The following is a 25,437-nucleotide window of genomic DNA, read 5'->3' as shown; positions in this document are numbered from 1 at the left end:
GCGGGTGCCGTGGGTACCAGGTAGATTGCAGGACCCGTGCCAAACCGCGAAAACGGCGCAAAACCGACAATCCGTCCCCGATCGACAAATCTGTCGCCAAGGTGAACACGCAAGGATTGGTGAAAATTCCCAACACTTCGGATAGGCCCTGCGGGTGACAGCGCCGTCCCCCTCGCCTAAGCGCGCTCAATGGTGCTCGACCGCCTGACCCTTGCCGATTTTCGCAACCACCACGCCACCGCGCTGGACGGCGCGGCCCACTTCAACCTGCTTGTCGGAGAGAACGGCGCGGGCAAGACCAACGTGCTGGAAGCGTTATCCCTTCTCGCCCCCGGGCGCGGCTTGCGGCGTGCGCAACTGGCCGAGATCGCCGCGCGCGGCGGACCGGGCAATTTCGCCGTCAGCGCCGCGCTCAGCCTGCCCGGCGGCGATACGCTGGCGATCGGCACCGGCACCCGGCCAGAGCGCCCGGGCCGCCGCACCGTTATCGTCAGCGGCGCCGAGACCAGCGCCGCGCGGCTGGCCGAATGGCTCAGCATCGGCTGGCTGACCCCGGCGATGGACCGCCTGTTCACCGAGGGCGGCGCGGCGCGGCGCCGCTTTCTCGACCGGCTGACCCTGGCGCTTGAACCCGGTCACGCCGCGGTTGCCGCGCGTTACGAAGCGGCGCTGCGCGAACGCAACCGCCTGCTCGGTGCCGAGCGTGAGCCCGAGGCCGCATGGCTCGAGGCGATCGAGGCGCAGATGGCCGGCGCCGGCACCCTGCTGGCGGCAGCGCGGGCGCGCACGTGCGAGGCGCTCGGCGCAGTGCTGGCCGCGCAGCCCGAGGCACCGTTCGCGCGGCCCGCGCTGGCCTACCTGCCGGGCGGGCCGATCGCGGAAGAAGGCTTGCGCGATGCGCTGGCTGCCGGACGGCGCCGCGATCTCGGCGCCGGGCGCTCGCTGACCGGGCCGCACCGCGACGACATCGCGGTGATCATGGCCAGCAAGGACCGTCCCGCCGCCGATTGCTCGACCGGAGAGCAGAAGGCGATGCTGATCGCGATCGTGCTTGCGCATGCCGCCTTGCTGGACCCGGCGCGGCCGCGGGTCCTGCTGCTTGACGAAGTCGCCGCCCACCTCGACCCGGTGCGCCGCGGCGCATTGTTCGAGCGGCTGCGCGACGGGCCCGGGCAAGTCTGGCTGACAGGGACCGAGATCGCGCCGTTTGCCGCAATCGCCGGCGAAGCCGCCACCTGGACGGTCCGCGACGGCCACGCCCTGCGCGGCTAGTCGGCCAGCTGCTTCGTCACCGCCGGCAGCGTCTCGGCGACGATCGCGTCGACGCCGGGGGCGGTGGGATGGACATGGTCGGCCTGGACCAGCTCGGGCTTTGCAATCACCGCCTTGAGGAAGAAGGGCACTAGCGCATCGCCGTGGGCCTTTGCCAGCGCCGGGTAGATCGGATCGAAGGCGCTGCGGTAGTCGGCCCCGAGATTGGGCGGCGCCAGCATGCCCATCACCAGCACCTTGGCCTTGCGCTTGTCGAGCTCGGTCAGAATAGCATCGAGATTGTCGCGCAGCTGGGCCGGCGGCAATCCGCGAAGCAGGTCGTTGCCGCCCAGTTCGACCAGCACCAGGTCGGGCGGCGTCGGCTGCGCGTCTAGCACGAAGGCAAGGCGGCGGCGGATGTCGCCGCTGGTATCGCCCGAGACACCGGCGTTGACGATCGTGACGCCGGTCCCCTGCTTGCGCAGCGCCGCTTCAAGCCTGGCCGGATAGCTTTGGCCCGGCGCCAGCCCATAACCCGCGAACAGGCTGTCTCCGATCGCGACGATGCGCCTGGCCGGTCCGGGCGGCATCGCGGCGGCAGAGCCCGGCGTGGCCGTTGCCGACGGACTTGGCGCCGCGTCGGCAGCCTTTTCGGGCGCGTTGTCGCAAGCGGCCAGTGTCAACGCCGCCAGGGCCGGGACAATCCATTTCATTACGCAACCTCCTTGCCGCCGCCCGGTGAGGTATGCCATCGCCGCGAAGTGGCAACCCCCTCCCCGTCTTTCGCCCCGGCGATTTCCGCCCGCAATCTCACTCTGGATCTTGGCAGCGGCGAAAGCGCGGTGGCCATTCTCAAGGGGATCGACCTCGACGTCGCGGCGGGCGAGGTGCTGGCGCTGCTGGGCCCGTCGGGTTCGGGCAAGTCGTCGCTGATGGCCGTGCTGTCGGGCCTTGAGCGGGCGACCTCGGGCACGCTCAGCGTGGCCGGGGCCGATTTCGCCGCGCTCGACGAGGACGGCCTGGCGCGGGCCCGCCGCGGCCGCATCGGCATCGTGCTGCAGGCCTTTCACCTGCTGCCGACGATGACGGCACGCGAAAACGTCATGACGCCGCTGGAACTGGCCGGCATCGACGATGCGGCCGCCCGTGCCGAGGCGGAACTGACCGCGGTCGGGCTTCGCCACCGGATGGACCATTACCCGGCGCAGCTTTCGGGTGGCGAGCAGCAGCGGGTCGCGATCGCCCGGGCGCTGGCGCCGCGCCCGGCGCTGCTGTTCGCCGACGAGCCGACCGGCAATCTCGATGCCGGCACCGGCGGCGAAATTGCCGACCTGCTGTTCGCGCGCCGTGCCGAGACCGGCGCCACGCTGATCGTCATCACGCATGATGAACGTCTGGCAGAGCGGTGCGAGCGGGTTGTGACGCTGGCCGACGGCCGCATCGCCGGCGACCGGCGCGCGTGAGAGCGGGCGCATGAACCTGTCCTGGAGCGCCGCCTGGCGGATTGCCCGGCGCGACCTGTCGGCCCGCTTTCGCGGCCTGCGCCTGCTGCTGGTCTGCCTGCTGCTGGGCGTCGGCGCGCTGGCCGCGATCGGTACCTTGACCGGCGCGATCGAGCGCGAACTGACCGCGCGCGGCGCCCGCATCCTCGGCGGCGATATCGAAGTGTCGGTCTGGCAACGCCAGCTTGGCGCGTCCGAGCGCGCGGCGCTGGACCGCCTGGGCATCGTATCCGGCGGCCTGCGGCTTCAGGCGATGGCGCGCGCAGGCGATCTTGCCGCCCCGGTCGAATTGAAAGCAGTCGACGCCCGCTGGCCGCTGGTGGGGCGGCTGACTCTCCAGGATGGACGCGCGGTGGGCGCACCGCCGGATGGGATGATATGGCTGTCGCAGACCGCAGCCGATCGGCTCGCCCTCGCTCCCGGGGGCACGCTACAAATCGGCTCCGGCCGGCTCACGGTCGGCGGCATCATCGCCGACGAGCCGGACCGGCTGGGCGAAGGGTTCACCCTGGGCCCGGTCGCGATCGTGGCGGCAGGTTTTCCGCAAGCCGCCGGCCTGGTCCAGCCCGGCGCGATGGTGCGCACCAAGTACCGCGCGCTGCTGCGCCCGGGCGTGACGCCGGCACAGGCCGCCGACCGGCTCAAGTCCGCCTTCCCCAGCGCCGGGTTCGAGATCCGTACCCGCGACAACGCTTCGCCCGGGGCGGAGCGGTTCGTCGCGCGGATGGGCGAATTCCTGGTCCTGGTCGGGCTGGCGGCGCTGGTTATCGCCGGGATCGGCATCGGCGGCGGGGTCACATCGTACATGGCGGCGCGGCGCGGCGCGGTCGCGACGCTGAAAGTGCTCGGCGCCTCGGGCCGCGACATCACGCGCATCTACGTGCTGCAGGTGCTGGCCGCGGCGCTGGTGGGCAGCGCGGCGGGCCTGGCCGTCGGCGTGGCGGTGACGCCGCTGGTCGGCCGCGCGCTGGCCGGCCTGCTGCCGGTCGCGCCGGGCTTCGTCCTCGATCCCGCGGCGCTGACCCGCGCTGCGCTGTACGGCCTGTTCGTGGCGCTGGTGTTCGCCGCCCCGCCGCTGCTGGCGGCGCGGCGTTTTCCCGCGCTGGCGCTGATGCGCGCCAACGTCACGCCGCTGCCACGCCAGGCCCGCGACGCGGTGCTGCCAGTGGTAATCGGCGTGATCGGGATTGCGGCGCTGGCGCTGGTCGGTGCCAGCCAGCCGCGCGTGGTGGCGACGTTCCTGGCCGGGGCGGCGGGGCTGATCGGTTCGCTGGCGGTGTTAGGCTGGCTGGTCCGTTCGGCGGCGGCGCGACTGCCGCGTCCGCGGGCACCGCTGCTGCGGATCGCGCTGGCGAACCTGCACCGCCCGGGCGCCCAGACCGGCGCGCTGGTGACCGCGCTGGGCTTCGGGCTGTCGGCTTTCGTGCTCCTGGCCTCCGTCCAGACCAGCATCGACGCCAATATCGCTGCCGAAGTTCCGGCGCGGGCGCCCGACTACTTCGTGCTCGACCTGCCGACCGAGCAGGAAGCCGCTTTTCGCCAGTTGGTCGCCGCGAAGGCGCCGGGCGCGCGCGTGCGCACGGTTCCGGCGCTGCGCGGCGCGATCCTGGCCTACGGACCCGCGGGACGCCAGACCCGCGTCGCCGACCTCAAGGCCACTCCCGACGATGCCTGGCCGCTGCGCGGCGAGCGCGGGCTGACTTATGCCGACGATGTGCCGCAGGGTAACGTCGTCACGGCCGGGCGCTGGTGGCCGCGCGATTACGCCGGGCCGCCGCTGGTCTCCATCGACGAGCGGCTGGCCGACGTGCTTGGCCTGAAGCTGGGCGACACGCTGACCATCGGCCTGCTCGGGGTTGAGCGCAGCGCGACAATCGCCAGCTTCCGCCGCATCGACTGGGACAGCCTGGGCTTCAACTACGTGCTGGTGTTCTCCCCCAACGCGATCCGCGATGCGCCGCACGCGCTCGCCGCGACGGTCGATCTGCCAGCGGGTGCCGATACCGCGGCTAAGAAAGGGGTGCTGCTGCGCGCCATGGTCGCGGCCCTGCCCGCCAGTTCGGTGATCGAGGTCGGCGGAATCCTGCGCCAGGCACGCGCGCTGCTCGACCAGGTCAGCGTGGCGGTGCTGGGCGCGGCCTCGATCGCGGTGCTGGCTGGGATCGCGGTGCTGCTGGGCGCCATCGCGGCGGCGCGGGCAAGCCGCCTTTACGACAACGTCATCCTGCGCGTGCTCGGCGCCGGGCGCTGGCAACTGCTGGGCCTGCAACTGGGCGAATACGGCTTGCTGGCGCTGGTGCTGGCGGTGGTGGCGCTGGGGATCGGCAGCGGCCTTGGCTGGGTCGTCGTGACGCAGGTGTTCGACTTCGCCTGGCGGCCTGACTGGGCGCGGGTGCTGGGCGTGCTGGGCGCCGGCGTGGCGCTGGTCATCGGGTTCGCGCTTGCCGCGTCGCTGCCGCTGCTGCGCGCCCGCCCGGCCGAGGCGCTGCGCGAACTCTAGCCAAGAAAAAGGGGGCCGCGAGGGGCCCCCTTTTCCGATTTCAGCTGCGGTGCCCTCAGAACTTGAAGCGCGCCGCCACGCCGTACGTGCGCGGCTGGTTCACGTAGCCCGACACCGACTTGTTCTGCGCGACCGAATCGAAGATGTCCTGCAGGTAACGATTGTCGAGCAGGTTGCGGCCCCACACCGACAATTCGAGCCCGTTCTTCATCGCGTAAGTCAATGAACCGTTCAGGTCGCTGACCTCGCGGCGGAACTCGTACGCCGCCATCCGCGCGGTGGCATAGTTGGGCGTGCCGTTGGGGTTGGTGGTGATGTAGTCGACCAGGCCGGGTTCGACCTGCACCGGCGCCTGGTAGTTGAAGTCTACCCGCGCGATCAGGTGATCGGCGTTGCCCAGTTCGTGGTTCCACTGGGCGCCAAGGGTGGCGGCCAGCTTCGAGATGCCGACGACCTGTTCGCCCGAGACATCGCCGAAGATCGAGCCGGGATAGCTGTCATACCGCGGGTCGAGATACGTCATCGCCATCGACAGCGTCAGCTCCTTGGTCGGATTGACGCGGCCGTCGAACTCGATCCCGAAGGTCGATTCCTTGTCCGCGTTGCCGAACACGTAGGCGGCGCCGACGAAGGTGTTGGTCTGGAAGTTCTTGATCGACTGCTTGAAGAACGTGAGGTTGGCCGAGGCGATGCCCCAGTTGGCCTTCAGCCCCAGTTCGTAGACGGTCGAATCCTCGGGCAGCGCGAACCGGCTGCCGGGCTTGAGGTTGACCACCGCCAGCCCGGCGGCGCGCAGGGCGTTGTAGTCCGCCAGCAGCGGCTTGCTGTCGCGCGACAGGTTCCACGAGCTGGCCTTGAACCCGGTCGAGTAGCTGACATAGGCGTTGAGCGTATTGCTGATCTCGTAAGCGAGGCGCGCCGTCCACGACCAGTCGCCATCGCGCGACTTGCCGCTTTCCACCGCGTTCGGGATGTTCTGGAAGGGCGGCAGGAACTGAACCGCCGCCAGGCCCAGCAGCGGCGCCGTCTGCGCGCTGACGCCGTTGACGATTGCCGTATAAGCGGCCGGCTGGATCGACTGGAAGAACGCGATCTGCGCGGCATTGGCAGCCGTCCCCGCGGGCAGGCCCAGGAACCCGCCGACCGTGCGGGCGATGCCCACCTGGTTGATCTGCGCCCGCGCCGCCACCAGGTCGATGCCCGAGAACACGTCCGTGCTCTTGGAATTGGTGGTCACGTCCTTGGCGTCGTGGGTGTAGTTGGCGCCCAGCGTCAGGGTCAGCTTGTCGGTGACTTTGAAGTCGGCGTTGCCGAACAGCGAATAAGCCTTGTCGCGCTGGCTGACATTGTTGAAAAAGCCCTGGCCGGGCTGCCAGAAGGTGTTCTGCGGCACGCCGAAGGTCGCCTCGAGCGTGGCGGCGGACTGGCCGGTCAGCAGCTCGATATAATGGCGGAAGTCCTTGCCGTAGGTGATCTGGTCGGCCGACTTCACCTTTTCGTCGAAGTAATAGCCGCCGAGCAGGAAGTTGAGCGGCCCCTCGAGGTTGGTCGCCATCCGCAGTTCCTGCGTGAAGGTCTTGAGGTGGCTCTGGCCGATGGTGGCGCCGCTGGCCAGCGCGGCGCTGGTGAAGTCGACGTCCTGGTTGGCGTCCAGCTTGGTGTCGCGATAGGCGGTGATCGAGGTGAAGGTCAGCGGGCCTACTTCGTAGTCCATCTGGCCCGACAGGCCCCAGTTGCGAACCTTGCTGAAGGGAACGACGTCGCTGTAGACGATATCGTCGTAGGGGCGACGATAGTCGTTCACCTTGCCGCCCAGCGCCTGCACCGCCAGCGTCGCGGCGGACGGTCGCAGGTTGCTGACTGCGCAGCATTTTTCGTCGATCTGGTCGTAATCGCCGATCAGGCGGATCTTGAAGCTGTCGCTCGGTTCGATGCGCAGCTGCGCGCGGCCGAACCAGCGGTTGCGGTCGTTCAGGTCGTCACCGTTGAAGGCGTTGGTGATGTACCCGTCGCGCCGGTTGTAGCCGGCTGCCAGGCTGGCCGCGATCGTGTCGGTGATGCCGCCGGTAAGGTAGCCCTTGAGGACCACGGCGTTGTAGTTGCCGTACGACGCCTCGACGCTGCCGCCCGGGCTGAAGCTGGGCTCCTTGGTGACGATCGAGATCACGCCGGCGCTGGCGTTCTTGCCGAACAGGGTCGACTGCGGACCGCGCAGCACTTCGACACGCTGGATGTCGGGAAGATCGCTGATCTGGGCGACCGCGCGGCTGCGGTAAACCCCGTCGACAAACATCGCGACGGAGGGTTCGAGGCCGATGTTGTTGCCCGACGTGCCGAAGCCGCGGATCGTGTAAGTGGTGGCAAACTGGCTCTGGCTCTGGCTGACCTTCAGCGACGGGACCAGCGTGGCAAGGTCCTTCACGTCGCGGATCTGCGCGCGCTCGATCGTGTCGGCGGTGGTCACCGACACCGCGACCGGGGTGTCCTGCAGCGTCTGTTCGCGCTTGGTGGCCGTAACGATGATCTCGTTGCCGGCGTCAGCGGTCTGGTCCGCGGCAGTGGCGGGCTTGGCCTCTTCCTCCTGCGCGAAGGCGGGCGCGGCGGCGAGCGCAAAGCCCAGCGCGAGGCACGAGACGGCCGAGCGAGCGGTGATGGTCATGTCCGAAAAAATCCTCCCCTGCAGGCACCCGAGGCGCCTTCTCATGGGCAACAAATAAACGAGCGCGGAATCGCGCACAAGCGTCCCCGATGCCATTATCCCACGGTGTTGCCGGAAAGCATCTGGACGCAGGTGCAGCATTTCCATGCGCCGCCGCCCTTGCCCGCGGCGCCCGGCTGGGTTAGGGGCGCGCGCGACATTCGTGGCCGCAGCGTGCGGCCCGGCCAACACTCGGAAAAACCAGCCATGACCGCGCTGCCCCTGCGCAATATCGCCATTATCGCCCACGTCGACCACGGCAAGACCACCCTCGTCGACCAGTTGTTCCGCCAGTCCGGCACCTTTCGCGACAACCAGCGGATCGAAGAGCGGGCGATGGATTCAAACGACCTGGAAAAGGAGCGTGGCATCACGATCCTGGCCAAGTGCACCAGCGTCGACTGGAACGGCACCCACATCAACATCGTCGATACGCCCGGCCACGCCGACTTCGGCGGCGAGGTCGAGCGCATCCTGTCGATGGTCGACGGCGTGATCCTGCTGGTCGATTCCAGCGAAGGCGCGATGCCGCAGACCAAGTTCGTGACCGGCAAGGCGCTGGCGCTCGGCCTCAAGCCGATCGTCGTCGTCAATAAGGTCGACCGTCCGGACGAGCGCATCCAGGAAGTCCTGGACGAGGTCTTCGACCTGTTCGTCAGCCTGGACGCCAGCGACGAGCAGCTCGACTTCCCGGTGCTCTATGCCTCGGGCCGCAACGGTTATGCCAACGTCGACCCGTCGCTGCGCGAGGGTACGCTGACCCCGCTGTTCGAGAAGATCGTCGAGCATGTCCCCGCCCCCGCCGCCGACGTCGACGGGCCGTTCAAGTTCCTGGTCACGCTGCTGGACCGCGACAACTTCCTTGGCCGCATCCTGACCGGCAAGGTCCAGTCGGGCACGATCAAGGTCAATTCGCCGATCCACGCGCTCGACAACGACGGCAAGGTGATAGAGCAGGGCCGCGCCTCCAAGATCATGGCGTTCCGCGGGCTCGAGCGCGTCCCGGTCGAGGAAGCGCGCGCCGGCGACATCATCAGCCTGGCCGGCCTGACCGAGGCGACCGTCGCCAACACCATCGCCGACCCGGGCGTGACCGAGCCGCTGCACGCGCAGCCGATCGATCCCCCCACCCTGTCGATGCGCTTTGCTGTCAATGACAGCCCGTTCGCCGGGCGCGAGGGCACCAAGGTGACCAGCCGCATGATCCGCGACCGCCTGATGCGCGAGGCGGAATCGAACGTCGCCATCCGCGTGACCGAAAGCGCCGACCGCGATAGCTTCGAGGTTGCCGGCCGCGGCGAGCTGCAGCTCGGCGTTCTGATCGAGACGATGCGCCGCGAAGGCTTCGAGCTGGGCATCAGCCGTCCGCGCGTGCTGTTCGACAAGGACGAGAACGGCAACCGTACCGAGCCGTACGAGATCGTCGTCATCGACGTCGACGACGAGCATTCGGGCACAGTGGTCGAGAAGGTCGCCATGCGTAAGGGCGAAATGACCGACATGCGCCCCTCGGGCGGCGGCAAGACCCGCATCACCTTCTCCGCACCGTCGCGCGGCCTGATCGGCTATCACGGCGAATTCCTGTCCGACACGCGCGGCACCGGGATCATGAACCGCCTGTTCGAGAAGTACGGCCCCTACAAGGGCACGATCGAGGGCCGCGCCAACGGCGTCCTCATCTCCAACGGTACCGGAGAGGCGGTCGGCTACGCCCTTAACATGCTGGAAGAGCGCGGCGTGCTGTTCGTTCGCCCGCAGGACAAGATCTACGAGGGCATGATCATCGGCGAGAATGCCAAGCCCGACGATCTCGAAGTCAACCCGATGAAGTCGAAGCAGCTGACCAACTTCCGCTCGACCGGCAAGGACGACGCCATCCGGCTGACCCCGCCGCGGCTGATGACGCTGGAACAGGCCATCGCCTATATCGACGACGACGAGATGGTCGAGGTGACCCCCAAGACGATCCGCATCCGCAAGGCCCTGCTCGACCCGCACGAGCGCAAGAAGGCGGGCCGCAAGAAGGACGCCGCTTAACATGTCGGCCGATCCCGTTCTCTACGCCTGCGACGAGAGCGGGATCGCCACGATCACGCTGAACCTGCCCGAGCAGCGCAACCCGATCTCCGACCACGCGGTGATCGACGCGCTGCTGGGCGTGCTGGCGGCGATGGAAGCGGACCCGGCCGTCCGGGTCGCGATCCTGACCGGCGCGGGTTCGGCCTTCTCCGCCGGGGGCAACCTCAAGGCGATGCGGCCCGACAGCGGCGGGCTGAAGTCCGCGCTGCCGGCGCGCACGCGCGGGAACTACAAGCGCGGCATCCAGCGCATCCCGCTGGCTTTCGCGGCGCTGGAAGTGCCGGTGATCGCCGCGGTAAACGGCCCCGCCATCGGCGCGGGACTGGACCTGGCCTGCATGTGCGACCTGCGCATCGCCGCTGACAACGCCGTCTTCGCCGAAAGCTTCGTCAAGCTGGGCATCATCCCCGGCGACGGCGGCGCCTGGCTGCTGCCGCGGATCGTCGGCTTTTCCAAGGCCGCCGAACTGACGCTGACCGGCGAGACCATCGACGCCGCCGAGGCACTGGCGATCGGGCTGGTCAGCCGTGTCGTCCCCGCCGCCCAGCTGCTGGCCGCGGCCCATGCGCTGGCGGCCCGGATTGCCGCCAACCCCGGTTTCGCGGTGCGCATGGCCAAGCGGATGCTGTGGGACGCCCAGCGGCTTGACCTTGGCGCCACGCTGGAACTGGCGGCGGCGATGCAGGCCGTCGCCCACGCCACCGCCGACAACGAGGAAGCGGTTGAGGCTTTCCTGGCCAAGAGAAAACCTGTCTTCCGCGGCGATTGACACGTTTCGATGTGCGGGCGCATAGCCGCCATCACATTTCACTGTGATGAGTCGACGCCATGCTTGCCGAAAATCCCGCGTCCCTGATCGACCGCGTCCGCCGCCTGATCAACGAAGGCGGCATGTCGCGCGCCGGCCTTGCCCGCGCCTGCGGTCTCCACGCCAACACGCTGCGCGACTGCACCGAGGACGGCTGGAACCCCACCGCCGACACGCTGCGCAAGCTGGAAACCTTCCTGTCCGACACCGACGAGGAGCCGGTCCTGGTCGGGATCGAGGAGATCATCGAGGAAGCGCGCAACGGCCGCATGTATATCCTGGTCGACGACGAGGACCGCGAGAACGAGGGCGACCTGGTGGTGCCCGCGCAGATGGCGACGCCCGAAGTGGTCAACTTCATGGCCATGCACGGGCGCGGGCTGATCTGCCTGACCCTGACCGAGGCGCGCTGCGCCGCGCTCGGTCTCGACCTGATGAGCCGTGCCAACGGCACCCGGCATGAAACCGCCTTCACCGTCTCGATCGAGGCGCGCGAAGGCGTCACCACCGGGATTTCCGCGCACGACCGCGCCCGCACCGTGGCGGTGGCGATCGACGCCGGCCGCGGCCGCGACGACCTGGTCACGCCGGGCCACGTGTTCCCGCTGATCGCACGCGACGGCGGCGTGCTGGTGCGCGCCGGCCATACCGAGGCATCGGTCGACATCTCGCGCCTGGCCGGGCTCAACCCCTCGGGCGTGATCTGCGAGATCATGAACGAGGACGGCACGATGGCGCGGATGAACGACCTGGTGCCCTTCGCGCGCCGCCACGGGCTGAAAATGGGTACGATCCGCGACCTGATCGCCTATCGCCGCAAGCATGACCACCTGGTCGAGCGCATCGACGAGACCCCGTTCCGCTCCGACTATGGCGGCGACTGGACGCTGATCACATATCGCAACAAGGTCGACGGTTCGAACAGCCAGGCGCTGCTCAAGGGCGCGATCCAGCCGGGCCAGGCCACCCTTGCCCGCGTTCACCAGATCTCGGTCCTCGACGACGTCCTCGGCCGCCCCGGCCCGCGCAAGCGCACGCTGCAGCGCGCGATGGAGGCGGTCGGCAAGGAGGGCAGCGGCGTGATCGTGCTGCTGCCGCCGAGCCAGTCGGGGCCGGTTGCCGGGGCCAGGCCCGACATGGACCTGCGGTCCTACGGCATCGGCGCGCAGATCCTGGCCGACCTTGGCGTCCACGACATGATCCTGCTGTCGAACGCGCATCGCAACGTCGTCGCGATCGAGGGCTACGGCCTCGACATCGTCGGCGAACGCCCTATCGCCGACGCACCAGCCGCCTGAACGAAGGACTACCCGCATGGCCCGCTTCCTCATCGTCGAGGCCCGCTTTTACGACCACCTCAACGACCAGCTGATCGCCGGCGCCAGGGCGGCACTCAAGGGCCACGACGTCGACGTCGTCACGGTGCCCGGCGCGCTGGAAGTACCCGGCGCGATCGCCTTGGCCGACCAGGCCGACCTCTATGACGGCTATGTCGCCATTGGCGTGGTCATCCGCGGCGAGACGTATCATTTCGAGATCGTCGCCGGCGAAAGCGCCCGCGGCATCATGGCGCTGACAATGGACGGCCTGGCAATCGGCAACGGCATCCTGACGGTCGAGAACGAGGCCCAGGCCCAGGTCCGCGCCGATCCGGCGGCAAAGGACAAGGGCGGCGAAGCGGCGAAGGCCGCGCTGGCGATGCTGGCGCTGAAGGAGAAATGGGCATGAGCAACGACGCAGCGATCGCGGGCATCCCGCTTGTCCTTGGTGGCAACGTGTTCGGCTGGACCGCCGACGAGGACGCCAGTTTCGCCGTGCTCGACGCCTTTTACGAAGGCGGCGGGCGCATGATCGACACCGCCGACGTCTATTCGGCCTGGGTCGACGGCCACCGCGGCGGCGAATCGGAAACCGTCATCGGCAAGTGGCTGGCAAGCCGCGGCGTGCGCGCCGACATGCGCATCCACACCAAGACCGGCATGCTTGCGCCCGGCGGCGGCGACGCGGCGCTTTACGCGCCCGAGCGCGTCCTGGCCTCGCTCGGCGCCTCGCTACAGCGGCTGCAGACCGATTACGTCGACCTCTACTATGCGCACCGCGATTACGAGGAATTGCCGGTCGCCGACATCGTCGCGGCGTTCGGCGCCGCCTTCGCCACCGGCAAGGCCGGCTCGCTCGGCGCCTCGAATTTTTCCGCCGACCGTCTCGCCGCCGCGCTCGATGCCGCCAAGGCAGCCGGGAGCGAGCCGTTTTCGGCGCTGCAGAACGAATACAACCTCGTCTCGCGCTCAAAGTACGAGGGCGCCGTGCAGGACCTGGTGGTCGCGCGCGGACTGAAGGCGTTTCCGTTCTATGGCCTCGCCAACGGGTTCCTGACCGGCAAGTACCGCGAAACCGCCGACATGAAGCAGTCGGTGCGCGGCGGACGGATGGGCGAACTGCTGACCACCGGCCAGCCGATGCTGGCGGCGATGGACGGGATCGCGGCAGAGACCGGCGCCACGCTGGCGCAGATCGCGCTGGCCTGGCTGGCCGCGCAGCCGGGCATCGCCGCGCCGATCGCCAGTGCGACCAGCGCGGCGCAGGTCCGTGACTTGTGCGCGATGGCTTCGGTCAGCCTGGACGAGGACCAGCTCGCCCGGCTGACCGCCGCCGCCTAGGTCAGCCCCAGACCTTCACCCGGCTTTCGGGCGCGAGGTAGAGCTTGTCGCCCGGCTGGACGTTGAAGGCCTTGTACCAGGCGTCGATGTTGCGGACCGTCTGCGCGCGGTACATCCCCGGCGCGTGGCCGTCGGTGGCCAGGCGGTTGCGCATCAGTTCGTCGCGCATCTTGGTCGCCCACGATTGCGCGAACGCGATGAAGAAGCGCTGGTCGCCGCTGTAGCCGTCGATCACCGGGGCTTCCTTGCCGTTCAGCGATGCCCGGTAAGCATCATAGGCCGCCTGGAGGCCGACGACGTCGGCGATATTCTCGCCCAGCGTCAGGTTGCCGTTGACGTGGTAGCCGGGGAACGGGCTGTAGCTGTCATACTGCGCCGCCAGCGCCTTGCCGCTCTTGTCGAAGGCGGCAAGATCGGCATCGGTCCACCAGTTGCGCATCTTGCCGCTGGCATCGAACATCGCCCCGCCGTTGTCGAAGCTGTGGCTGATCTCGTGTCCGATCGTCGCGCCGGTGGCGCCATAGTTGGCAGCCGGATCGGCGGCGGGGTCGAAATCCGGCTTCTGCAGGATCGCGGCCGGGAAGTTGAGCGCGTTCTGCACCGGCAGGTTGACCGCGTTGACCAGCTGCGGGTTCATCCACCACTCCCCGCGGTCGAGCGGCTTGCCCAGCTTCGCCAGCTGACGCTGGTAGCGTGCCTTTTCGCCGTTGACGGCGTCGGCGTAGGCGTTGTGCGGGTCGATCGTGAGCGCCGAGTAATCGTCCCACTTGTCGGGATAGCCGACGCCCACGACGATGTTCTCGACCTTCTTGAGTGCTTCTTCCTTGGTCGCCGGTGCAAGCGTGGTGATGCCTTCCACGCGGTGCGCGAAGGCGTTCTTGATGTTGGTCACCATCTGCGTGATCGCCGCCTTGGACGATGCGGGGAAGAACTTGTCGACGTAGAGTTTGCCCACCGCCTGGCCCATCACGTCGCCCAATGACACGTGGTTGGCGTAAGGCGCGCTGCTTTCGGCGCCCAGGACGCGCTTTTCGCGCGCCAGCGGCTGGGTCGTGCCCTGCAGCGCGGTGCCGTAAAAGGCGAAGTGATCGTCGCGCAGCTTGGCCGGAAGCACTTCGGCATGGCTGTTGAGCTGGTGGAACGCCAGCCAGTCCTTCCACGCGTCAAGCGGCTGCGAGGCGACCAGCGCCGACAGCTTGGGGATCGCGCCGTCGTGGTAGGCCGCGAACGTCTGCTGCCCGCCCAGCTGCGACGCGGCGAAGAACGCGTCCCAGTCCATCCCGGGCGCTTTCGTCTTGAAATCGGCCAGCGACCATTCCTGGTTGCGGTGGATCCAGTCGTCGCTTTCGTCGCGCGTCATGTGCGCCTGGGCAATCTTCATTTCCAGATCGTAGATGCGCTGCGCCTTGGCCTGGGCGTCGGGAATCCCGGCATCGGTTAGGAACTTGGCGATGTAGGCTTTGTACTGGTCGCGCAGTCCGGCCATCTTGGCGTCGGACGACAGGTAATACTCGCGCTCGGGCATGCCGAGACCGCCCTGGAGCAGGTAGGGCATGACCGCCGTGCCCTTGAGCGACTGGGTCACGAAGGCACCAAACAGGTTCTCGGTCGACATCGCGGTGGCGTTGAGCGGGTCGAGATCGGCGCGCAATTGCTGGCCCAGCACCGTCGACAGCCCCTTGACGTCGGCGATGGCGGCGAACCGGTCGAGGTCGGCCTGCGCCGGCTTCAGGCCCGCGGCGTCGATGCCGGCGGTATCCATGAAGGCGGTGTAGTAGTCCTTGATCCTCGCCTCGTTCGTTCCCGCCGCAGGGGTGGAGGCGACGAGCCCGTCGACCAGCGACTTCAGGTTCGCCTCTGTCGCCTGTTGCGACTGGAACGAGCTCGATATGCTGGAGCGGTCGGCGGGGATGGCCGTGTCCTTCTGCCAGGTGCCGTTGGCAAAGGCGTAGAAATCGTCCCCCGGCTTGACCGTCTTGTCCATCCGCGCCGGGTCGAAGCCCAGCGCCGTTCCCGCTGCCGGCGCGACCGCGGTTTCGCCCGCAGGCATCTTGCAGGCGATCGGCCCGGCCAGCGCGGTGGCGCCAAGCAGCATGGCTGCGAAGAATGTCTTGGTGGTCATCGGCGATCCTCTCGTGACGCGTTGCCTGGCGCGTCCCGCGGGCGCGCCTTATCGGCGCACCCTAGGGCGCGGTCGGAGATGCCACAATATCCGCTGGTCGATGCGGCAGTGCCGCCGGTCGTCCTGGTAGTGTCAGGCCAGCCGGCCGAAAGCGCCGGTCCCGGCATAGACCGCCGCATCGCCCAGCTCTTCCTCGATACGGATAAGCTGGTTGTACTTGGCCAGCCGGTCCGAACGGGCCAGGCTGCCGGTCTTGATCTGGCCGCAGTTGGTGGCGACCGCCAGATCGGCGATGGTGGCGTCCTCGGTCTCGCCCGAACGGTGGCTCATCACCGCGGTATAGCCGGCGCGCTGCGCCACCTGCACGGCCTGCAGCGTCTCCGTCAGGCTGCCGATCTGGTTGACCTTGACCAGCAGCGAATTCGCCAGGCCCTTGCCGATGCCCATCTCGAGCCGCTTGGGATTGGTGACGAACAGGTCGTCGCCGACCAGCTGGACCGTGTTGCCGATCGCGTCGGTCAGCGCCTTCCAGCCTTCGAAATCGTCCTCGCCCATGCCGTCCTCGATCGAGCGGATCGGGTAGTCGGCGGCCAGCGCGGCCAGGTAATCGGCCATCTGCACCGGGCTGAGCGTCAGGTTTTCGCCGCTGATGACATAGCTGCCGTCCTTGAAGAACTCGGTCGCGGCGCAGTCGAGCGCGAGCGCGATCTCCGCGCCCGGCTTGAAGCCGGCCTGCTCGATCGATGCCATCACGAAGTCCAGCGCGGCGCGCGTGCTGGCCAGGTTGGGCGCAAAGCCGCCCTCGTCGCCCACCGCGGTGGCCAGGCCCTTGTCGTGGAGGGCCTTCTTCAGGGTGTGGAACACCTCCGCGCCCCAGCGCACCGCCTCGGCCAGGGTCGGCGCGCCGACCGGCACGATCATGAATTCCTGGAAATCGATCGGGTTGTCGGCGTGCTCGCCGCCGTTGATGATGTTCATCATCGGCACCGGCAGGACGTGCGCGGAAACGCCGCCGATATAGCTGTAAAGCGGCAGGCCGCGCGCATTCGCGGCCGCCTTGGCCACCGCCAGGCTGGTGCCGAGGATGGCGTTGGCGCCCAGCCGGGCCTTGTTCTCGGTCCCGTCGAGGTCGATCATCGCCAGGTCGATGTCGCGCTGGTCCTCCGCATCGATGCCGAGCAGCAGGTCGGCGATCTCTCCGTTGACGGCGTCGACCGCCCCTAGCACGCCCTTGCCCAGGTAGCGGCTGTTGTCGCCGTCACGCAGTTCGACCGCCTCGTGCGCGCCGGTGCTGGCTCCGGAGGGTACCGCGGCGCGGCCGAAGCTGCCATCGTCGAGCAGGACGTCCACTTCCACCGTCGGGTTGCCCCGGCTGTCGAGGATTTCGCGGGCGTGGATATCGATGATCGCGGTCATGGCGTCGGTCTCTCTCCGGTAGCTGGGTGGCGGTCCCTTAACAGCGGATTCCAGGCAGGGGAACCTTGGCAGCGGGGGCGCATTGCAGCAGGATACGCCGCGCGGCCCCATAAGCCGTGCGCCGTCCGCGCATCCACTCCGCCCGCACTGCCGGGCCAAGACAAAGGGCAAGAGCCATGGCCGACACCCCGAACGACACCCCCAAGCCGACCGCCAGCACCGCCTCGTCGTCCGACAGCACCGCCAGCGGCGCCGCCAAGCCGCGCACCGCGCGCACGCCGAAGATCGCCGGGACCAAGAGCGGCGCCGCTAAGAAGACCGCCGCCACGCGCACGACGCGCGCCGCCGCCAAGCCGGCGACCCCGCGCAAGACCGCGGCCCGCCCGGCGGCAACGCGCGCCGGCGGCAGCAACACCGCGCAGGCCAAGGCCAAGTTCGCCAGCGCCATCGACGAGGCCCGCGCCGGGCTGAGCGCGCTGGGCAAGGAAGCGACCGAACGCACCGGTGCCTACAAGCAGAAGCTGACCGAATCGGGCGGCGACTGGGCCGGCGACTATGCCGGCCAGGCCAGGGAAAAAGCCGGTGCACTTGCGGTAGAAGGCAAGGCCAAGGTGAGCGACGGGATCGCCCAGCTGGGCAAGCTGGTGCAGGACAACGCCGGCACGATCGACGAGAAGCTGGGCAAGAAGTACGGCGACTATGCGCGCACCACCGCCCGCACGATGAAGGAAACCGCGGCGAAGATCGACGCCAAGGACCTTGGCGAACTGGGCGACGAGGCGAAGGAATTCGTCCGTAAAAGCCCCGGCCTCGCCGTCGGCATCGCGGCGGCGTTCGGGTTCGTGTTTTCGCGCCTGTTCCGCGGCTCGAAAGATTGACTTGAACGGCGCCAGGCGGTTTGTCTGAACGCATGTCCGACACGCCGCCACCGCCCCTTGTCGAAGACGAGGACCTCGACGCCGGCCGCTCGCTCGTAGCCGACCTGCGCGCGCTGGCCGATGACGGCCGCACGCTGGTCGAGGCCGAGCTTGCGTACCAGAAATCGCGCGCCGCGGTCGCCGCCATCGGTGCCCGCGGCGCGGCTGCATGGGGTGCGCTGGCGCTGGCGCTGGTGTTCTTCGCGCTGATGGCGCTTGTGGTCGGCGCACTGTTCACGCTGGCGCCGTTGATCGGCCCGCTGGGCGCGACGCTGGCGGTTACCGCCCTGCTGCTCGCGCTCGCCGTACTGGCGGGACTGGTTGCGCGCGGGCGCTGGCGCCGCGCCGCGACCGCGCTGGCGGACGGCGAATGAGCGATCCTTTCAAGCGCCTGGCCGAGGACCGCGCAGTCCGCAACGAAGCCTGGGAGGTCTTCGAGGAGGACTGGTCGCAGATCCGCGCCGACCTCGACGCGCGCGGCGTCGGCGGCCGCATCGCGGACAAGGCGGGCGAGGAAGCGCGCGAGGTGTTCGATGCCGCCATCGCGGTCGCGGACGAAAATCGCAGTGTCGTCGGGGGAACCGTCGCGGCGCTGCTGCTTTGGTTGTTGCGAAACCCCCTGATCGACCTGGTAAGGCGCCTGTTCGGTGTCGAGGACGACGACGAGGAGCAGCACACGTGAGCAAGACCCCGACCAAGGCAAAGACGACCCGCGCCACCCCCAAGGCGAAAGTCGCAGCGGCGAAGAAGCGCCAGGCCAGCCGCAGGGCGAGCGTGCCCGATCGCGATCCGCCCGAAAACTATCGCTCGCTGGCGGCCGAGTATCCGTGGCTGGTGGTCGGCGCCGGCGTGCTCGGCGGGGCGCTGATCGCCTCTTTCTTCCCCAAGAAGATGGCCAGGAAGCTGGGCAAGTCGGCGATCGCCGCCGCCGCCGCCGGGACCGAGATCGCGTCGGTCTTCGCCAAGCAGACGCGCGAGGCGGCACACGACGGCCTGGGCGCGCTGGAAGACATCGGCGGCACGGTCGGTGAAAACGCCACGGCCTTCGCCGGGAAGGCCGGCAAGCTGGGCGGCGAGGTCGCCGAGAAGGCGGGCGAGATCGCCGGCGACGCGGCTGAGCGCGCGCGTGCGGGCGGCCTGGCCCTGGCGCGCGAGGCGATCAAGCTGGCGGGCCGCATCCGCCGCTAGGCCTTTCGCGGGCTTGCCTTGGCGGACGGGGCGGCTAAACGCCGCCCCGAACCATTTTCCCCGGGGACAAGCTATGCAGAAACTTCACCTCGTCATGGGCGGACGCGTGCGCGATCCGCAGGGCCTCGACTTCGTCGACACGAAGGCGCTCGATATCGTCGGGGTGTTCGACAACTACGCCGAAGCCGAGGAAGCCTGGCGCGACAAGGCCCAGCGCACGGTCGACGACGCGGAAATGCGCTACGTCGTCGTGCACCTTCACCGCCTGCTCGAGCCCAAGCTGGATTGACGAAGCGTTCCGTCGCCCTTGCTTGCGCCGGGCGACGCCGGAGCGATCAGACGAACGCGATCTTCTCGACCACGTAGAACCGGTCGCCCGACGGGACGGTTACCTCGATCTCGTCCTCGACGCGGCGGCCGATGAGGGCCTTGCCGAGCGGCGAGTTGTAGCTGATGCGGCCGATCTTGGCATCGGCCTCGTACGGTCCGACGATCTGGTAGGTAACCGGCTTGTCATCATCGTCGAGCAGCGTGACGGTCGCGCCGAAGATGATCTTGTCGCCCGACAGCGTGGTGGGATCGATGATCTGCGCGCGGCTGACCTTGTCCTCAAGGTCGGAGATCGACATCTCGACCTGGCCCTGCCGCTCCTTGGCGGCGTGATATTCGGCGTTTTCCGAAAGATCGCCGTGCGCGCGAGCCTCCTCGATCGCCTCGACGATCTTGGGGCGTTCCTCGCGCAGCGCCTTCAGCTCCGCAATCAGGCGCTCGTAGCCTTCCGCCAGCATCGGCAGCTTTTCGACAGTCGCCATCCCTCAAAGTCCTTCTTCGCCGTTCACGGCCGATTATGGTGGCGTCCCCGGCGACTATTCCGCTCTCCGGCCCGAAACACCGGGCCGGTTTGCGATCAGCCGCGATGTCGGGGAAGCGCGATCGTTTCAGCCATAATAGGACTGGAGCGAGCGCACTTCAAGGCGGGCGCCGCGCAATGCCGCGATCGCCTGCGCCGCCGCCACGCTGGCCGCCGCGGTCGTGAAATAGGGCACCTTGCCGGTCAGCGCCGAACCGCGGATCGACTGCGAATCCTTCAGGCTCTGCCACCCCTCGGTGGTGTTGAAGATCAGCGCGATACCGCCATCGATGATGCGGTCGACGATGTGCGGGCGGCCTTCGGCCACCTTGTTGACGCGCTCCACCGGGACGCCGGCTTCTTCAAGGAACCGGGCCGTCCCGCCGGTTGCCACGATGGTGAAGCCCTGCCCCGCCAGCAGCCGCGCCGCGGGCAGGATCACCGGCTTGTCGCTGTCCTTCACCGAGACGAACACCGCGCCCTCGCGCGGCAGCACCATCCCGGCGCCGAGCTGCGCCTTGGCGAACGCGGTGGCGAAATCGCCGTCGATCCCCATGACTTCGCCGGTTGACTTCATTTCCGGGCTGAGCACCGGATCGACCCCGGGGAAGCGCGCAAAGGGGAACACGGCCTCCTTCACCGCCATCCAGGGCGGATTGCGCGGGATCGTCGGCAGGTCGGAAAGCTTTTCCCCGGCCATGACGCGGGCGGCGATCTTGGCGACCGGCGCGCCCACCGCCTTGGCCACGAACGGCACCGTGCGGCTGGCGCGCGGGTTGACCTCGATCAGGTAGACGTCCTCGCCCTTGACCGCGAACTGGACGTTCATCAGCCCCTTCACGCCCAGCGCCAGGGCGAGCAGGCGCGACTGGCGCTCAAGCTCCTCGACCACGTCGGCGGCCAGGCTGTAGGGCGGCAGGGTGCAGGCGCTGTCGCCCGAATGGATGCCGGCTTCCTCGATGTGCTGCATCACCCCGGCGACGACGACCTCGTCCCCGTCGCACAGCGCGTCGACGTCGCATTCGACCGCGTCGCGCAGGTACTGGTCGATCAGGACCGGACTGTCGCCCGACACCTGCACGGCAGTGGCGATGTAATCGTCGAGCTGGGCGTCGCTGTCGACGATTTCCATGGCCCGTCCGCCCAGCACGTAGCTGGGCCGCATCAGCACCGGGTAGCCGATCCGCCGCGCCACGGCCAAGGCCTCGTCCCGGCTGCGGGCGATGCCGTTTTCGGGCTGCTTGAGGCCCAGTTTCGCAACCAGCTTGGCAAAGCGTTCGCGGTCTTCGGCCAAGTCGATCGCGTCGGGGCTGGTGCCCAGGATCGGGATGCCGGCATCCTCCAGGGCCTGCGCCAGCTTGAGCGGGGTCTGCCCGCCGAACTGGACGATCACGCCCACCAATTCGCCGCGGCTTTTCTCGACGCGGAGAATCTCCAGCACGTCCTCGGCGGTCAGCGGTTCGAAATAGAGCCGGTCGGAGGTGTCGTAATCGGTGCTGACGGTTTCCGGGTTGCAGTTGACCATGATCGTTTCATAGCCAGCCTCGGCCAGAGCGAAGCAGGCGTGGACGCAGCAATAATCGAACTCGATCCCCTGGCCGATGCGGTTCGGCCCGCCGCCCAGGATCACGATCTTGCGCCGGTCGCTCGGCGCGGCTTCGTTTTCCGGCTCTCCGAACAGCGGTGCCTCGTAGGTCGAGTACATGTAGGGCGTGATCGCCTCGAACTCGGCGGCACAGCTGTCGATGCGCTTGAACACCGGGTGGACGCCCAGCTTCTGGCGCAGTTCGCAGACTTCCTTCTCGCTGGTGGCGCCGACCAGGCCCTTCAGCGCGTCGTGCAGCAGGCCGGAGCGCTTGGCGCTCGTTTCCGCCAGCCCGCCGGCGACGCCGACCGAGCGGACGCCCAGCGTCGCCAGCCGCTTGTCGGAAAAGCCCATCGCCTTCAGCCGCCGCAGCCCGGCCGCATCGTTCGGCAGGCCGTTCCTGGTGATCGCCGCTTCCTCCGCGATGATCGCCTCGATCTGACGCAGGAACCACGGATCGTAGGATGTGACCGCGTGGATTTCCTCCACCGTCAGGCCTTCGCGAAAGGCCTGGCCCACGATCAGCAGGCGGACGGGCGTCTGGCGCGACAATTCGGCCACGATAACGTCGCGTCCGGCCCCTTCGAGGTGGAGGACGCGGTTGAACCCGTCGAGCCCGGTTTCCAGGCCGCGCAGCGCCTTCTGCATCGATTCGGCGAAATTGCGCCCGATCGCCATGACCTCGCCGACCGATTTCATCGCGGTGGACAGCAGCGGCTCGGCGCCCTTGAACTTCTCGAAGGCGAAGCGGGGGATCTTGGTCACGACGTAGTCGATGCTGGGTTCGAAGCTGGCCGGAGTGGCGCCGGTGATCTCGTTGGTGAGCTCGTCCAGCGTATAGCCGACCGCCAGCTTGGCGGCGACGCGGGCGATCGGAAAACCGGTCGCCTTGGAAGCCAGCGCGGAGGACCGCGATACGCGCGGGTTCATCTCGATCACGATCAGGCGGCCATCGGCGGGGTTGACCGCGAACTGCACGTTCGATCCGCCGGTCTCGACCCCGATCTCGCGCAGCACCGCGATGCTGGCGCCGCGCATGATCTGATATTCCTTGTCGGTTAGCGTGAGCGCCGGCGCGACGGTGATGGAATCGCCCGTGTGGACGCCCATCGGATCGACGTTCTCGATCGAGCAGATGATGATGCAGTTGTCGTTGCGGTCGCGCACGACCTCCATCTCGTACTCTTTCCAGCCGAGCAGCGATTCCTCGATCAGGACTTCGGTCGTCGGGCTGGCGTCGAGGCCGGAACGCACGATCGCCTCGAACTCGGCGCGGTTGTACGCCACGCCGCCGCCGGTGCCGCCCAGCGTGAAGCTGGGGCGGATGATGCTGGGCAGCCCGGTGCGCTCGAGCACCGCGAAGGCGTCCTCGACCGTGTTGGCCACGCCCGAGCGGGCCGATTCCAGCCCGATCTTGTCCATCGCCTCGCGAAAGCGCTGGCGGTTCTCGGCCTTGTCGATGGCATCGGCATCGGCGCCGATCATCTTGACGCCCAGCCGTTCGAGCGTGCCGTCTTCCCACAGCGCCAGCGCGGTGTTGAGCGCGGTCTGCCCGCCCATCGTCGGCAGGACGGCGTCGGGGCGTTCCTTCTCGATGATGCGGGTGACGATCTCGGGCGTGATCGGCTCGATATAGGTCGCGTCGGCGAACTCGGGATCGGTCATGATCGTCGCCGGGTTCGAATTGACGAGGACCACGCGGTAGCCCTCCTCCTTCAGCGCCTTGATCGCCTGCGTGCCCGAATAATCGAACTCGCACGCCTGGCCGATGATGATCGGCCCGGCGCCGATGACGAGGATCGAGGAGATGTCAGTGCGTTTGGGCATTTCAGGTGGAACTCGGCCGCTTGAGTATTAGGGTGAAACTGGCGCCTGCGGACCACTTGTGCAGCGGCAGAGCGCTGACCAACTCCCAGCCTTGCGATCCCAGGTGATCCAGACCGCCACGCAGCGACTGTCTGTGTTCTGCGGCTTCCCCACCGGGAATAGTCATCATCCCGCCGGTTACTTCCGCGGTCAGGTATTGCCAGCGAACGCTCAGGGTCATTTCAACATCCCCACGAACTTTTCGAACAGGTAGAAGCTGTCCTGCGGGCCGGGGCTGGCCTCGGGGTGGTACTGGACGCCGAACGCCTTCTTGCCCTTCACCGCCAGGCCGCAGTTGGAGCCATCGAACAGGCTGACGTGGGTTTCCTCGACCGTGTCGGGCAATGCCGCGTTATCGACCGCGAAGCCGTGGTTCATGCTGGTGATCTCGACCATACCGTCGGCCAGGCGCTTGACCGGGTGATTGGCGCCGCGGTGGCCCTGGTGCATCTTGGTGGTCGCGGCGCCCGCCGCCAGCCCCAGCATCTGGTGGCCAAGGCAGATGCCGAAGATCGGCACGTCGCGTTCCAGCAGGCCCTTGATCACCGGCACCGCGTATTCGCCGGTCGCCGCCGGATCGCCCGGACCGTTGGAGAGAAACACGCCGGCCGGCTTCAGCGCCAGCACGTCTTCGAGCGAGGTTTGCGCGGGCACCACGGTCACCCGGGCGCCGGCCCTCACCAGGTTGCGGAAGATGTTGTCCTTGGCGCCGTAGTCAATGGCGACGACGTGGGGCTTGCCGGCGTCATCTGCGGCTTCGTAGCCAGAGCCGAGGTGCCAGGCGCCGCCGGTCCAGTCCTGAGCCGCATGGCGGCTGACCACGCGGGCGAGGTCCATCCCTTCCAGCCCGGGCCATTCCCGCGCCTGCCTGAGGAGCGCGGGAATGTCGAACGTGCCCGCGGCGCTGTGGGCGATCACCGCATTGGGCGCGCCGTCGACGCGGACGCGGCGCGTCAGCGCGCGGGTGTCCACCCCGGCCAGACCGATCTTCCCCTTCGATGCCATCCACGCGCCCAGCGTGTCCTGGCTGCGGAAGTTGGACGGCGCGGTCACGTCTTCGCGCACCACGCACCCCACGGCACCGTCGACCTGCGCCTCGAGATCCTCCTCGTTCACGCCGACGTTGCCGATGTGGGGGAAGGTGAAGGTCACGATCTGGCCGGCATAGCTGGGGTCGGTCAGAACCTCCTGATAGCCGGTCATCGCGGTGTTGAAGCAGACTTCGCCCACCGCGCTGCCTTCGGCGCCAAAGCCGCGGCCCCAGGCGACCTGACCGTCCGCCAGCACCAGTACGCCGGTGGCTCCCGTCGGTTGGGGCGCGTGCGAAGAGGCGGCGTCGGCCATGAATCTGGCGCTCCGTTGCAAGGGTTGTCCGGCACTGTGTGCTAAGGGGCGGCGGCTAGACCCCTCGCCCCCCTCGGTCAACCCTGCGCCCACCTATCAAAAGCGGAAACTTCGGGCTATCCTTTAGCGAACACAGTTCGCCCATCCCAGACCACAGGAACCCCGCCGCATGCTCCGCGACTCCATCAAGGCCGCGCAAGTCACCGCCATGAAGGGCGGCGACAAGACCCGCCTCAACGCCGTCCGCCTGATTCTCGCCAAGCTCAAGGATCGCGACATCGAACTGCGCCCAAGTCTGAACCAGGGCGCCGGCAAGCTGCCGGACGACGACGCGCTGGTCGTCGAAGTGCTGCAGAAGATGGCGAAGCAGCGCCGCGAATCGATCGCGCTTTACCAGCAGGGCGGCCGCAACGAACTGGCCGCGATCGAGGAGGCCGAACTGGCGGTGATCGACAGCTTCCTGCCGCAAAAGATGTCGGAACCCGACACGCGCGCCGCGATCGAGCTGATCAAGACCGACATCGGCGCGTACGAGATGAAGGACATGGGCCGCGTCATGGCCGAGTTGAAGGCGCGCCACGGCCCGGTGCTCGACATGAGCAAGGCGAGCGGCCTGGTGAAGGCGGCGCTGACCGCGTGATGGCGACGCCC

22 protein-coding genes are annotated in these 25,437 nt (G+C 68.3%); 14 read left to right on the top strand and 8 right to left on the bottom strand.

Features of this window, described 5'->3' with window-relative positions; genetic code table 11:
* Nucleotides 1-189: 189 nt before the first annotated feature.
* Nucleotides 190-1,272: a DNA replication/repair protein RecF gene (gene recF / locus ACOYW6_RS02950; RefSeq protein ID WP_423142330.1), complete on the top strand. Its 1,083-nt coding sequence runs from the start codon at nucleotides 190-192 to the stop codon at nucleotides 1,270-1,272.
* Here recF and ACOYW6_RS02945 read toward each other — a convergent pair.
* Complete coding sequence (locus ACOYW6_RS02945) at nucleotides 1,269-1,964, bottom strand: arylesterase (RefSeq protein ID WP_423142329.1); 696 nt, start codon at nucleotides 1,962-1,964, stop codon at nucleotides 1,269-1,271. The two genes, recF and ACOYW6_RS02945, sit on opposite strands and share 4 nt — an antisense overlap.
* Nucleotides 1,965-2,012: 48 nt before the next feature.
* On the opposite strand from ACOYW6_RS02945, the gene ACOYW6_RS02940 reads away from it, so the two are divergent.
* Both ACOYW6_RS02940 and ACOYW6_RS02935 read left to right on the top strand, forming a co-directional pair.
* Nucleotides 2,013-2,714, top strand: coding sequence for an ABC transporter ATP-binding protein (locus ACOYW6_RS02940; protein ID WP_423142328.1), 702 nt, complete (start codon nucleotides 2,013-2,015; stop codon nucleotides 2,712-2,714).
* A gap of 10 nt (nucleotides 2,715-2,724) precedes the next feature.
* A complete protein-coding gene (locus tag ACOYW6_RS02935) occupies nucleotides 2,725-5,253 on the top strand; it encodes an ABC transporter permease (protein WP_423142327.1) in 2,529 nt (842 codons plus the stop codon).
* Between the two features lie 55 nt (nucleotides 5,254-5,308).
* Here the strand turns inward: ACOYW6_RS02935 and ACOYW6_RS02930 are convergent, their stop codons facing one another.
* Nucleotides 5,309-7,912: a TonB-dependent receptor gene (locus tag ACOYW6_RS02930; protein ID WP_423142326.1), complete on the bottom strand. Its 2,604-nt coding sequence runs from the start codon at nucleotides 7,910-7,912 to the stop codon at nucleotides 5,309-5,311.
* 246 nt (nucleotides 7,913-8,158) lie between these two features.
* Between ACOYW6_RS02930 and typA the strand changes: the two genes are divergently transcribed.
* Genes typA through ACOYW6_RS02905 form a run of 5 tightly spaced genes read left to right on the top strand, consistent with a single transcriptional unit; the run spans nucleotide 8,159 to nucleotide 13,498 of the window.
* A complete protein-coding gene (gene typA / locus ACOYW6_RS02925) occupies nucleotides 8,159-9,988 on the top strand; it encodes a translational GTPase TypA (RefSeq protein ID WP_423142325.1) in 1,830 nt (609 codons plus the stop codon).
* A 1-nt stretch (nucleotide 9,989) separates the two neighbouring features.
* The gene (locus ACOYW6_RS02920; protein ID WP_423142324.1) at nucleotides 9,990-10,799 is read left to right on the top strand and encodes a crotonase/enoyl-CoA hydratase family protein; all 810 of its coding nucleotides are present in this window, start codon (nucleotides 9,990-9,992) and stop codon (nucleotides 10,797-10,799) included.
* A gap of 59 nt (nucleotides 10,800-10,858) precedes the next feature.
* Nucleotides 10,859-12,136 (top strand): 3,4-dihydroxy-2-butanone-4-phosphate synthase, encoded by a 1,278-nt coding sequence (ribB, locus tag ACOYW6_RS02915; RefSeq protein WP_423142323.1) that lies wholly within the window; start codon nucleotides 10,859-10,861, stop codon nucleotides 12,134-12,136.
* Nucleotides 12,137-12,152: 16 nt separating this feature from the next.
* Nucleotides 12,153-12,566, top strand: coding sequence for a 6,7-dimethyl-8-ribityllumazine synthase (gene ribH / locus ACOYW6_RS02910; protein WP_423142322.1), 414 nt, complete (start codon nucleotides 12,153-12,155; stop codon nucleotides 12,564-12,566).
* A complete protein-coding gene (locus ACOYW6_RS02905; protein WP_423142321.1) occupies nucleotides 12,563-13,498 on the top strand; it encodes an aldo/keto reductase in 936 nt (311 codons plus the stop codon). The genes ribH and ACOYW6_RS02905 overlap by 4 nt, the downstream gene beginning before the upstream one ends.
* 1 nt (nucleotide 13,499) lies before the next feature.
* Here ACOYW6_RS02905 and ACOYW6_RS02900 read toward each other — a convergent pair whose 3' ends face one another.
* Together ACOYW6_RS02900 and eno are read right to left on the bottom strand one after the other, a co-directional pair.
* Entirely contained in the window at nucleotides 13,500-15,620 is a 2,121-nt protein-coding gene (locus ACOYW6_RS02900) for a M13 family metallopeptidase (RefSeq protein WP_423142320.1), read from the bottom strand.
* A gap of 132 nt (nucleotides 15,621-15,752) precedes the next feature.
* Nucleotides 15,753-17,036: a phosphopyruvate hydratase gene (eno, locus tag ACOYW6_RS02895; RefSeq protein ID WP_423142319.1), complete on the bottom strand. Its 1,284-nt coding sequence runs from the start codon at nucleotides 17,034-17,036 to the stop codon at nucleotides 15,753-15,755.
* 176 nt (nucleotides 17,037-17,212) lie between these two features.
* Here eno and ACOYW6_RS02890 point away from each other — a divergent pair, with 176 nt between their 5' ends.
* The 5 genes from ACOYW6_RS02890 to ACOYW6_RS02870 all read left to right on the top strand — a co-directional run bounded on the left by ACOYW6_RS02890 (nucleotide 17,213) and on the right by ACOYW6_RS02870 (nucleotide 19,430).
* Nucleotides 17,213-17,914: a hypothetical protein gene (locus tag ACOYW6_RS02890; RefSeq protein WP_423142318.1), complete on the top strand. Its 702-nt coding sequence runs from the start codon at nucleotides 17,213-17,215 to the stop codon at nucleotides 17,912-17,914.
* Between the two features lie 32 nt (nucleotides 17,915-17,946).
* Nucleotides 17,947-18,327: a phage holin family protein gene (locus ACOYW6_RS02885; protein WP_423142317.1), complete on the top strand. Its 381-nt coding sequence runs from the start codon at nucleotides 17,947-17,949 to the stop codon at nucleotides 18,325-18,327.
* The gene (locus ACOYW6_RS02880) at nucleotides 18,324-18,635 is read left to right on the top strand and encodes a hypothetical protein (RefSeq protein WP_423142316.1); all 312 of its coding nucleotides are present in this window, start codon (nucleotides 18,324-18,326) and stop codon (nucleotides 18,633-18,635) included. The genes ACOYW6_RS02885 and ACOYW6_RS02880 overlap by 4 nt, the downstream gene beginning before the upstream one ends.
* Entirely contained in the window at nucleotides 18,632-19,141 is a 510-nt protein-coding gene (locus ACOYW6_RS02875; RefSeq protein WP_423142315.1) for a hypothetical protein, read from the top strand. Before ACOYW6_RS02880 ends, ACOYW6_RS02875 begins: the two co-directional genes overlap by 4 nt.
* 73 nt (nucleotides 19,142-19,214) lie before the next feature.
* Entirely contained in the window at nucleotides 19,215-19,430 is a 216-nt protein-coding gene (locus ACOYW6_RS02870) for a DUF4170 domain-containing protein (protein ID WP_423142314.1), read from the top strand.
* Nucleotides 19,431-19,476: 46 nt separating this feature from the next.
* Here the strand turns inward: ACOYW6_RS02870 and greA are convergent, their stop codons facing one another.
* The 4 genes from greA to carA all read right to left on the bottom strand — a co-directional run bounded on the left by greA (nucleotide 19,477) and on the right by carA (nucleotide 24,786).
* Entirely contained in the window at nucleotides 19,477-19,953 is a 477-nt protein-coding gene (gene greA / locus ACOYW6_RS02865) for a transcription elongation factor GreA (RefSeq protein WP_423142313.1), read from the bottom strand.
* A gap of 126 nt (nucleotides 19,954-20,079) precedes the next feature.
* A complete protein-coding gene (gene carB, locus ACOYW6_RS02860; RefSeq protein ID WP_423142312.1) occupies nucleotides 20,080-23,403 on the bottom strand; it encodes a carbamoyl-phosphate synthase large subunit in 3,324 nt (1,107 codons plus the stop codon).
* A 1-nt stretch (nucleotide 23,404) separates the two neighbouring features.
* Nucleotides 23,405-23,623 carry a hypothetical protein gene (locus tag ACOYW6_RS02855; protein ID WP_423142311.1) on the bottom strand — a complete coding sequence of 73 codons (219 nt, stop codon included), beginning with the start codon at nucleotides 23,621-23,623 and terminating at the stop codon, nucleotides 23,405-23,407.
* Entirely contained in the window at nucleotides 23,620-24,786 is a 1,167-nt protein-coding gene (gene carA / locus ACOYW6_RS02850) for a glutamine-hydrolyzing carbamoyl-phosphate synthase small subunit (protein ID WP_423142310.1), read from the bottom strand. Before carA ends, ACOYW6_RS02855 begins: the two co-directional genes overlap by 4 nt.
* Nucleotides 24,787-24,955: 169 nt before the next feature.
* Between carA and ACOYW6_RS02845 the strand changes: the two genes are divergently transcribed.
* A complete protein-coding gene (locus ACOYW6_RS02845) occupies nucleotides 24,956-25,426 on the top strand; it encodes a GatB/YqeY domain-containing protein (RefSeq protein WP_423142309.1) in 471 nt (156 codons plus the stop codon).
* The last annotated feature ends 11 nt before the right edge of the window (nucleotides 25,427-25,437 follow it).

Origin of the sequence: Parablastomonas sp. CN1-191 (assembly GCF_049354825.1) — a bacterium.
Classification (GTDB): domain Bacteria; phylum Pseudomonadota; class Alphaproteobacteria; order Sphingomonadales; family Sphingomonadaceae; genus Novosphingobium.
The sequence above is the reverse complement of the archived record's forward strand: the minus strand, read 5'-3'. Positions and strand labels throughout refer to the sequence as shown.

Bases quoted from the DNA above. Each gene is read 5' to 3' on its own strand.
- recF (WP_423142330.1), top strand. From the start codon at position 190: ATGGTGCTCGACCGCCTGACCCTTGCCGATTTTCGCAACCACCACGCC.
- ACOYW6_RS02945 (WP_423142329.1), bottom strand. From the start codon at position 1,964: ATGAAATGGATTGTCCCGGCCCTGGCGGCGTTGACACTGGCCGCTTGC.
- ACOYW6_RS02935 (WP_423142327.1), top strand. From the start codon at position 2,725: ATGAACCTGTCCTGGAGCGCCGCCTGGCGGATTGCCCGGCGCGACCTG.
- ACOYW6_RS02930 (WP_423142326.1), bottom strand. From the start codon at position 7,912: ATGACCATCACCGCTCGCTCGGCCGTCTCGTGCCTCGCGCTGGGCTTT.
- typA (WP_423142325.1), top strand. From the start codon at position 8,159: ATGACCGCGCTGCCCCTGCGCAATATCGCCATTATCGCCCACGTCGAC.
- ACOYW6_RS02920 (WP_423142324.1), top strand. From the start codon at position 9,990: ATGTCGGCCGATCCCGTTCTCTACGCCTGCGACGAGAGCGGGATCGCC.
- ribB (WP_423142323.1), top strand. From the start codon at position 10,859: ATGCTTGCCGAAAATCCCGCGTCCCTGATCGACCGCGTCCGCCGCCTG.
- ribH (WP_423142322.1), top strand. From the start codon at position 12,153: ATGGCCCGCTTCCTCATCGTCGAGGCCCGCTTTTACGACCACCTCAAC.
- ACOYW6_RS02905 (WP_423142321.1), top strand. From the start codon at position 12,563: ATGAGCAACGACGCAGCGATCGCGGGCATCCCGCTTGTCCTTGGTGGC.
- ACOYW6_RS02900 (WP_423142320.1), bottom strand. From the start codon at position 15,620: ATGACCACCAAGACATTCTTCGCAGCCATGCTGCTTGGCGCCACCGCG.
- eno (WP_423142319.1), bottom strand. From the start codon at position 17,036: ATGACCGCGATCATCGATATCCACGCCCGCGAAATCCTCGACAGCCGG.
- ACOYW6_RS02890 (WP_423142318.1), top strand. From the start codon at position 17,213: ATGGCCGACACCCCGAACGACACCCCCAAGCCGACCGCCAGCACCGCC.
- ACOYW6_RS02885 (WP_423142317.1), top strand. From the start codon at position 17,947: ATGTCCGACACGCCGCCACCGCCCCTTGTCGAAGACGAGGACCTCGAC.
- ACOYW6_RS02880 (WP_423142316.1), top strand. From the start codon at position 18,324: ATGAGCGATCCTTTCAAGCGCCTGGCCGAGGACCGCGCAGTCCGCAAC.
- ACOYW6_RS02870 (WP_423142314.1), top strand. From the start codon at position 19,215: ATGCAGAAACTTCACCTCGTCATGGGCGGACGCGTGCGCGATCCGCAG.
- greA (WP_423142313.1), bottom strand. From the start codon at position 19,953: ATGGCGACTGTCGAAAAGCTGCCGATGCTGGCGGAAGGCTACGAGCGC.
- carB (WP_423142312.1), bottom strand. From the start codon at position 23,403: ATGCCCAAACGCACTGACATCTCCTCGATCCTCGTCATCGGCGCCGGG.
- ACOYW6_RS02855 (WP_423142311.1), bottom strand. From the start codon at position 23,623: ATGACCCTGAGCGTTCGCTGGCAATACCTGACCGCGGAAGTAACCGGC.
- carA (WP_423142310.1), bottom strand. From the start codon at position 24,786: ATGGCCGACGCCGCCTCTTCGCACGCGCCCCAACCGACGGGAGCCACC.
- ACOYW6_RS02845 (WP_423142309.1), top strand. From the start codon at position 24,956: ATGCTCCGCGACTCCATCAAGGCCGCGCAAGTCACCGCCATGAAGGGC.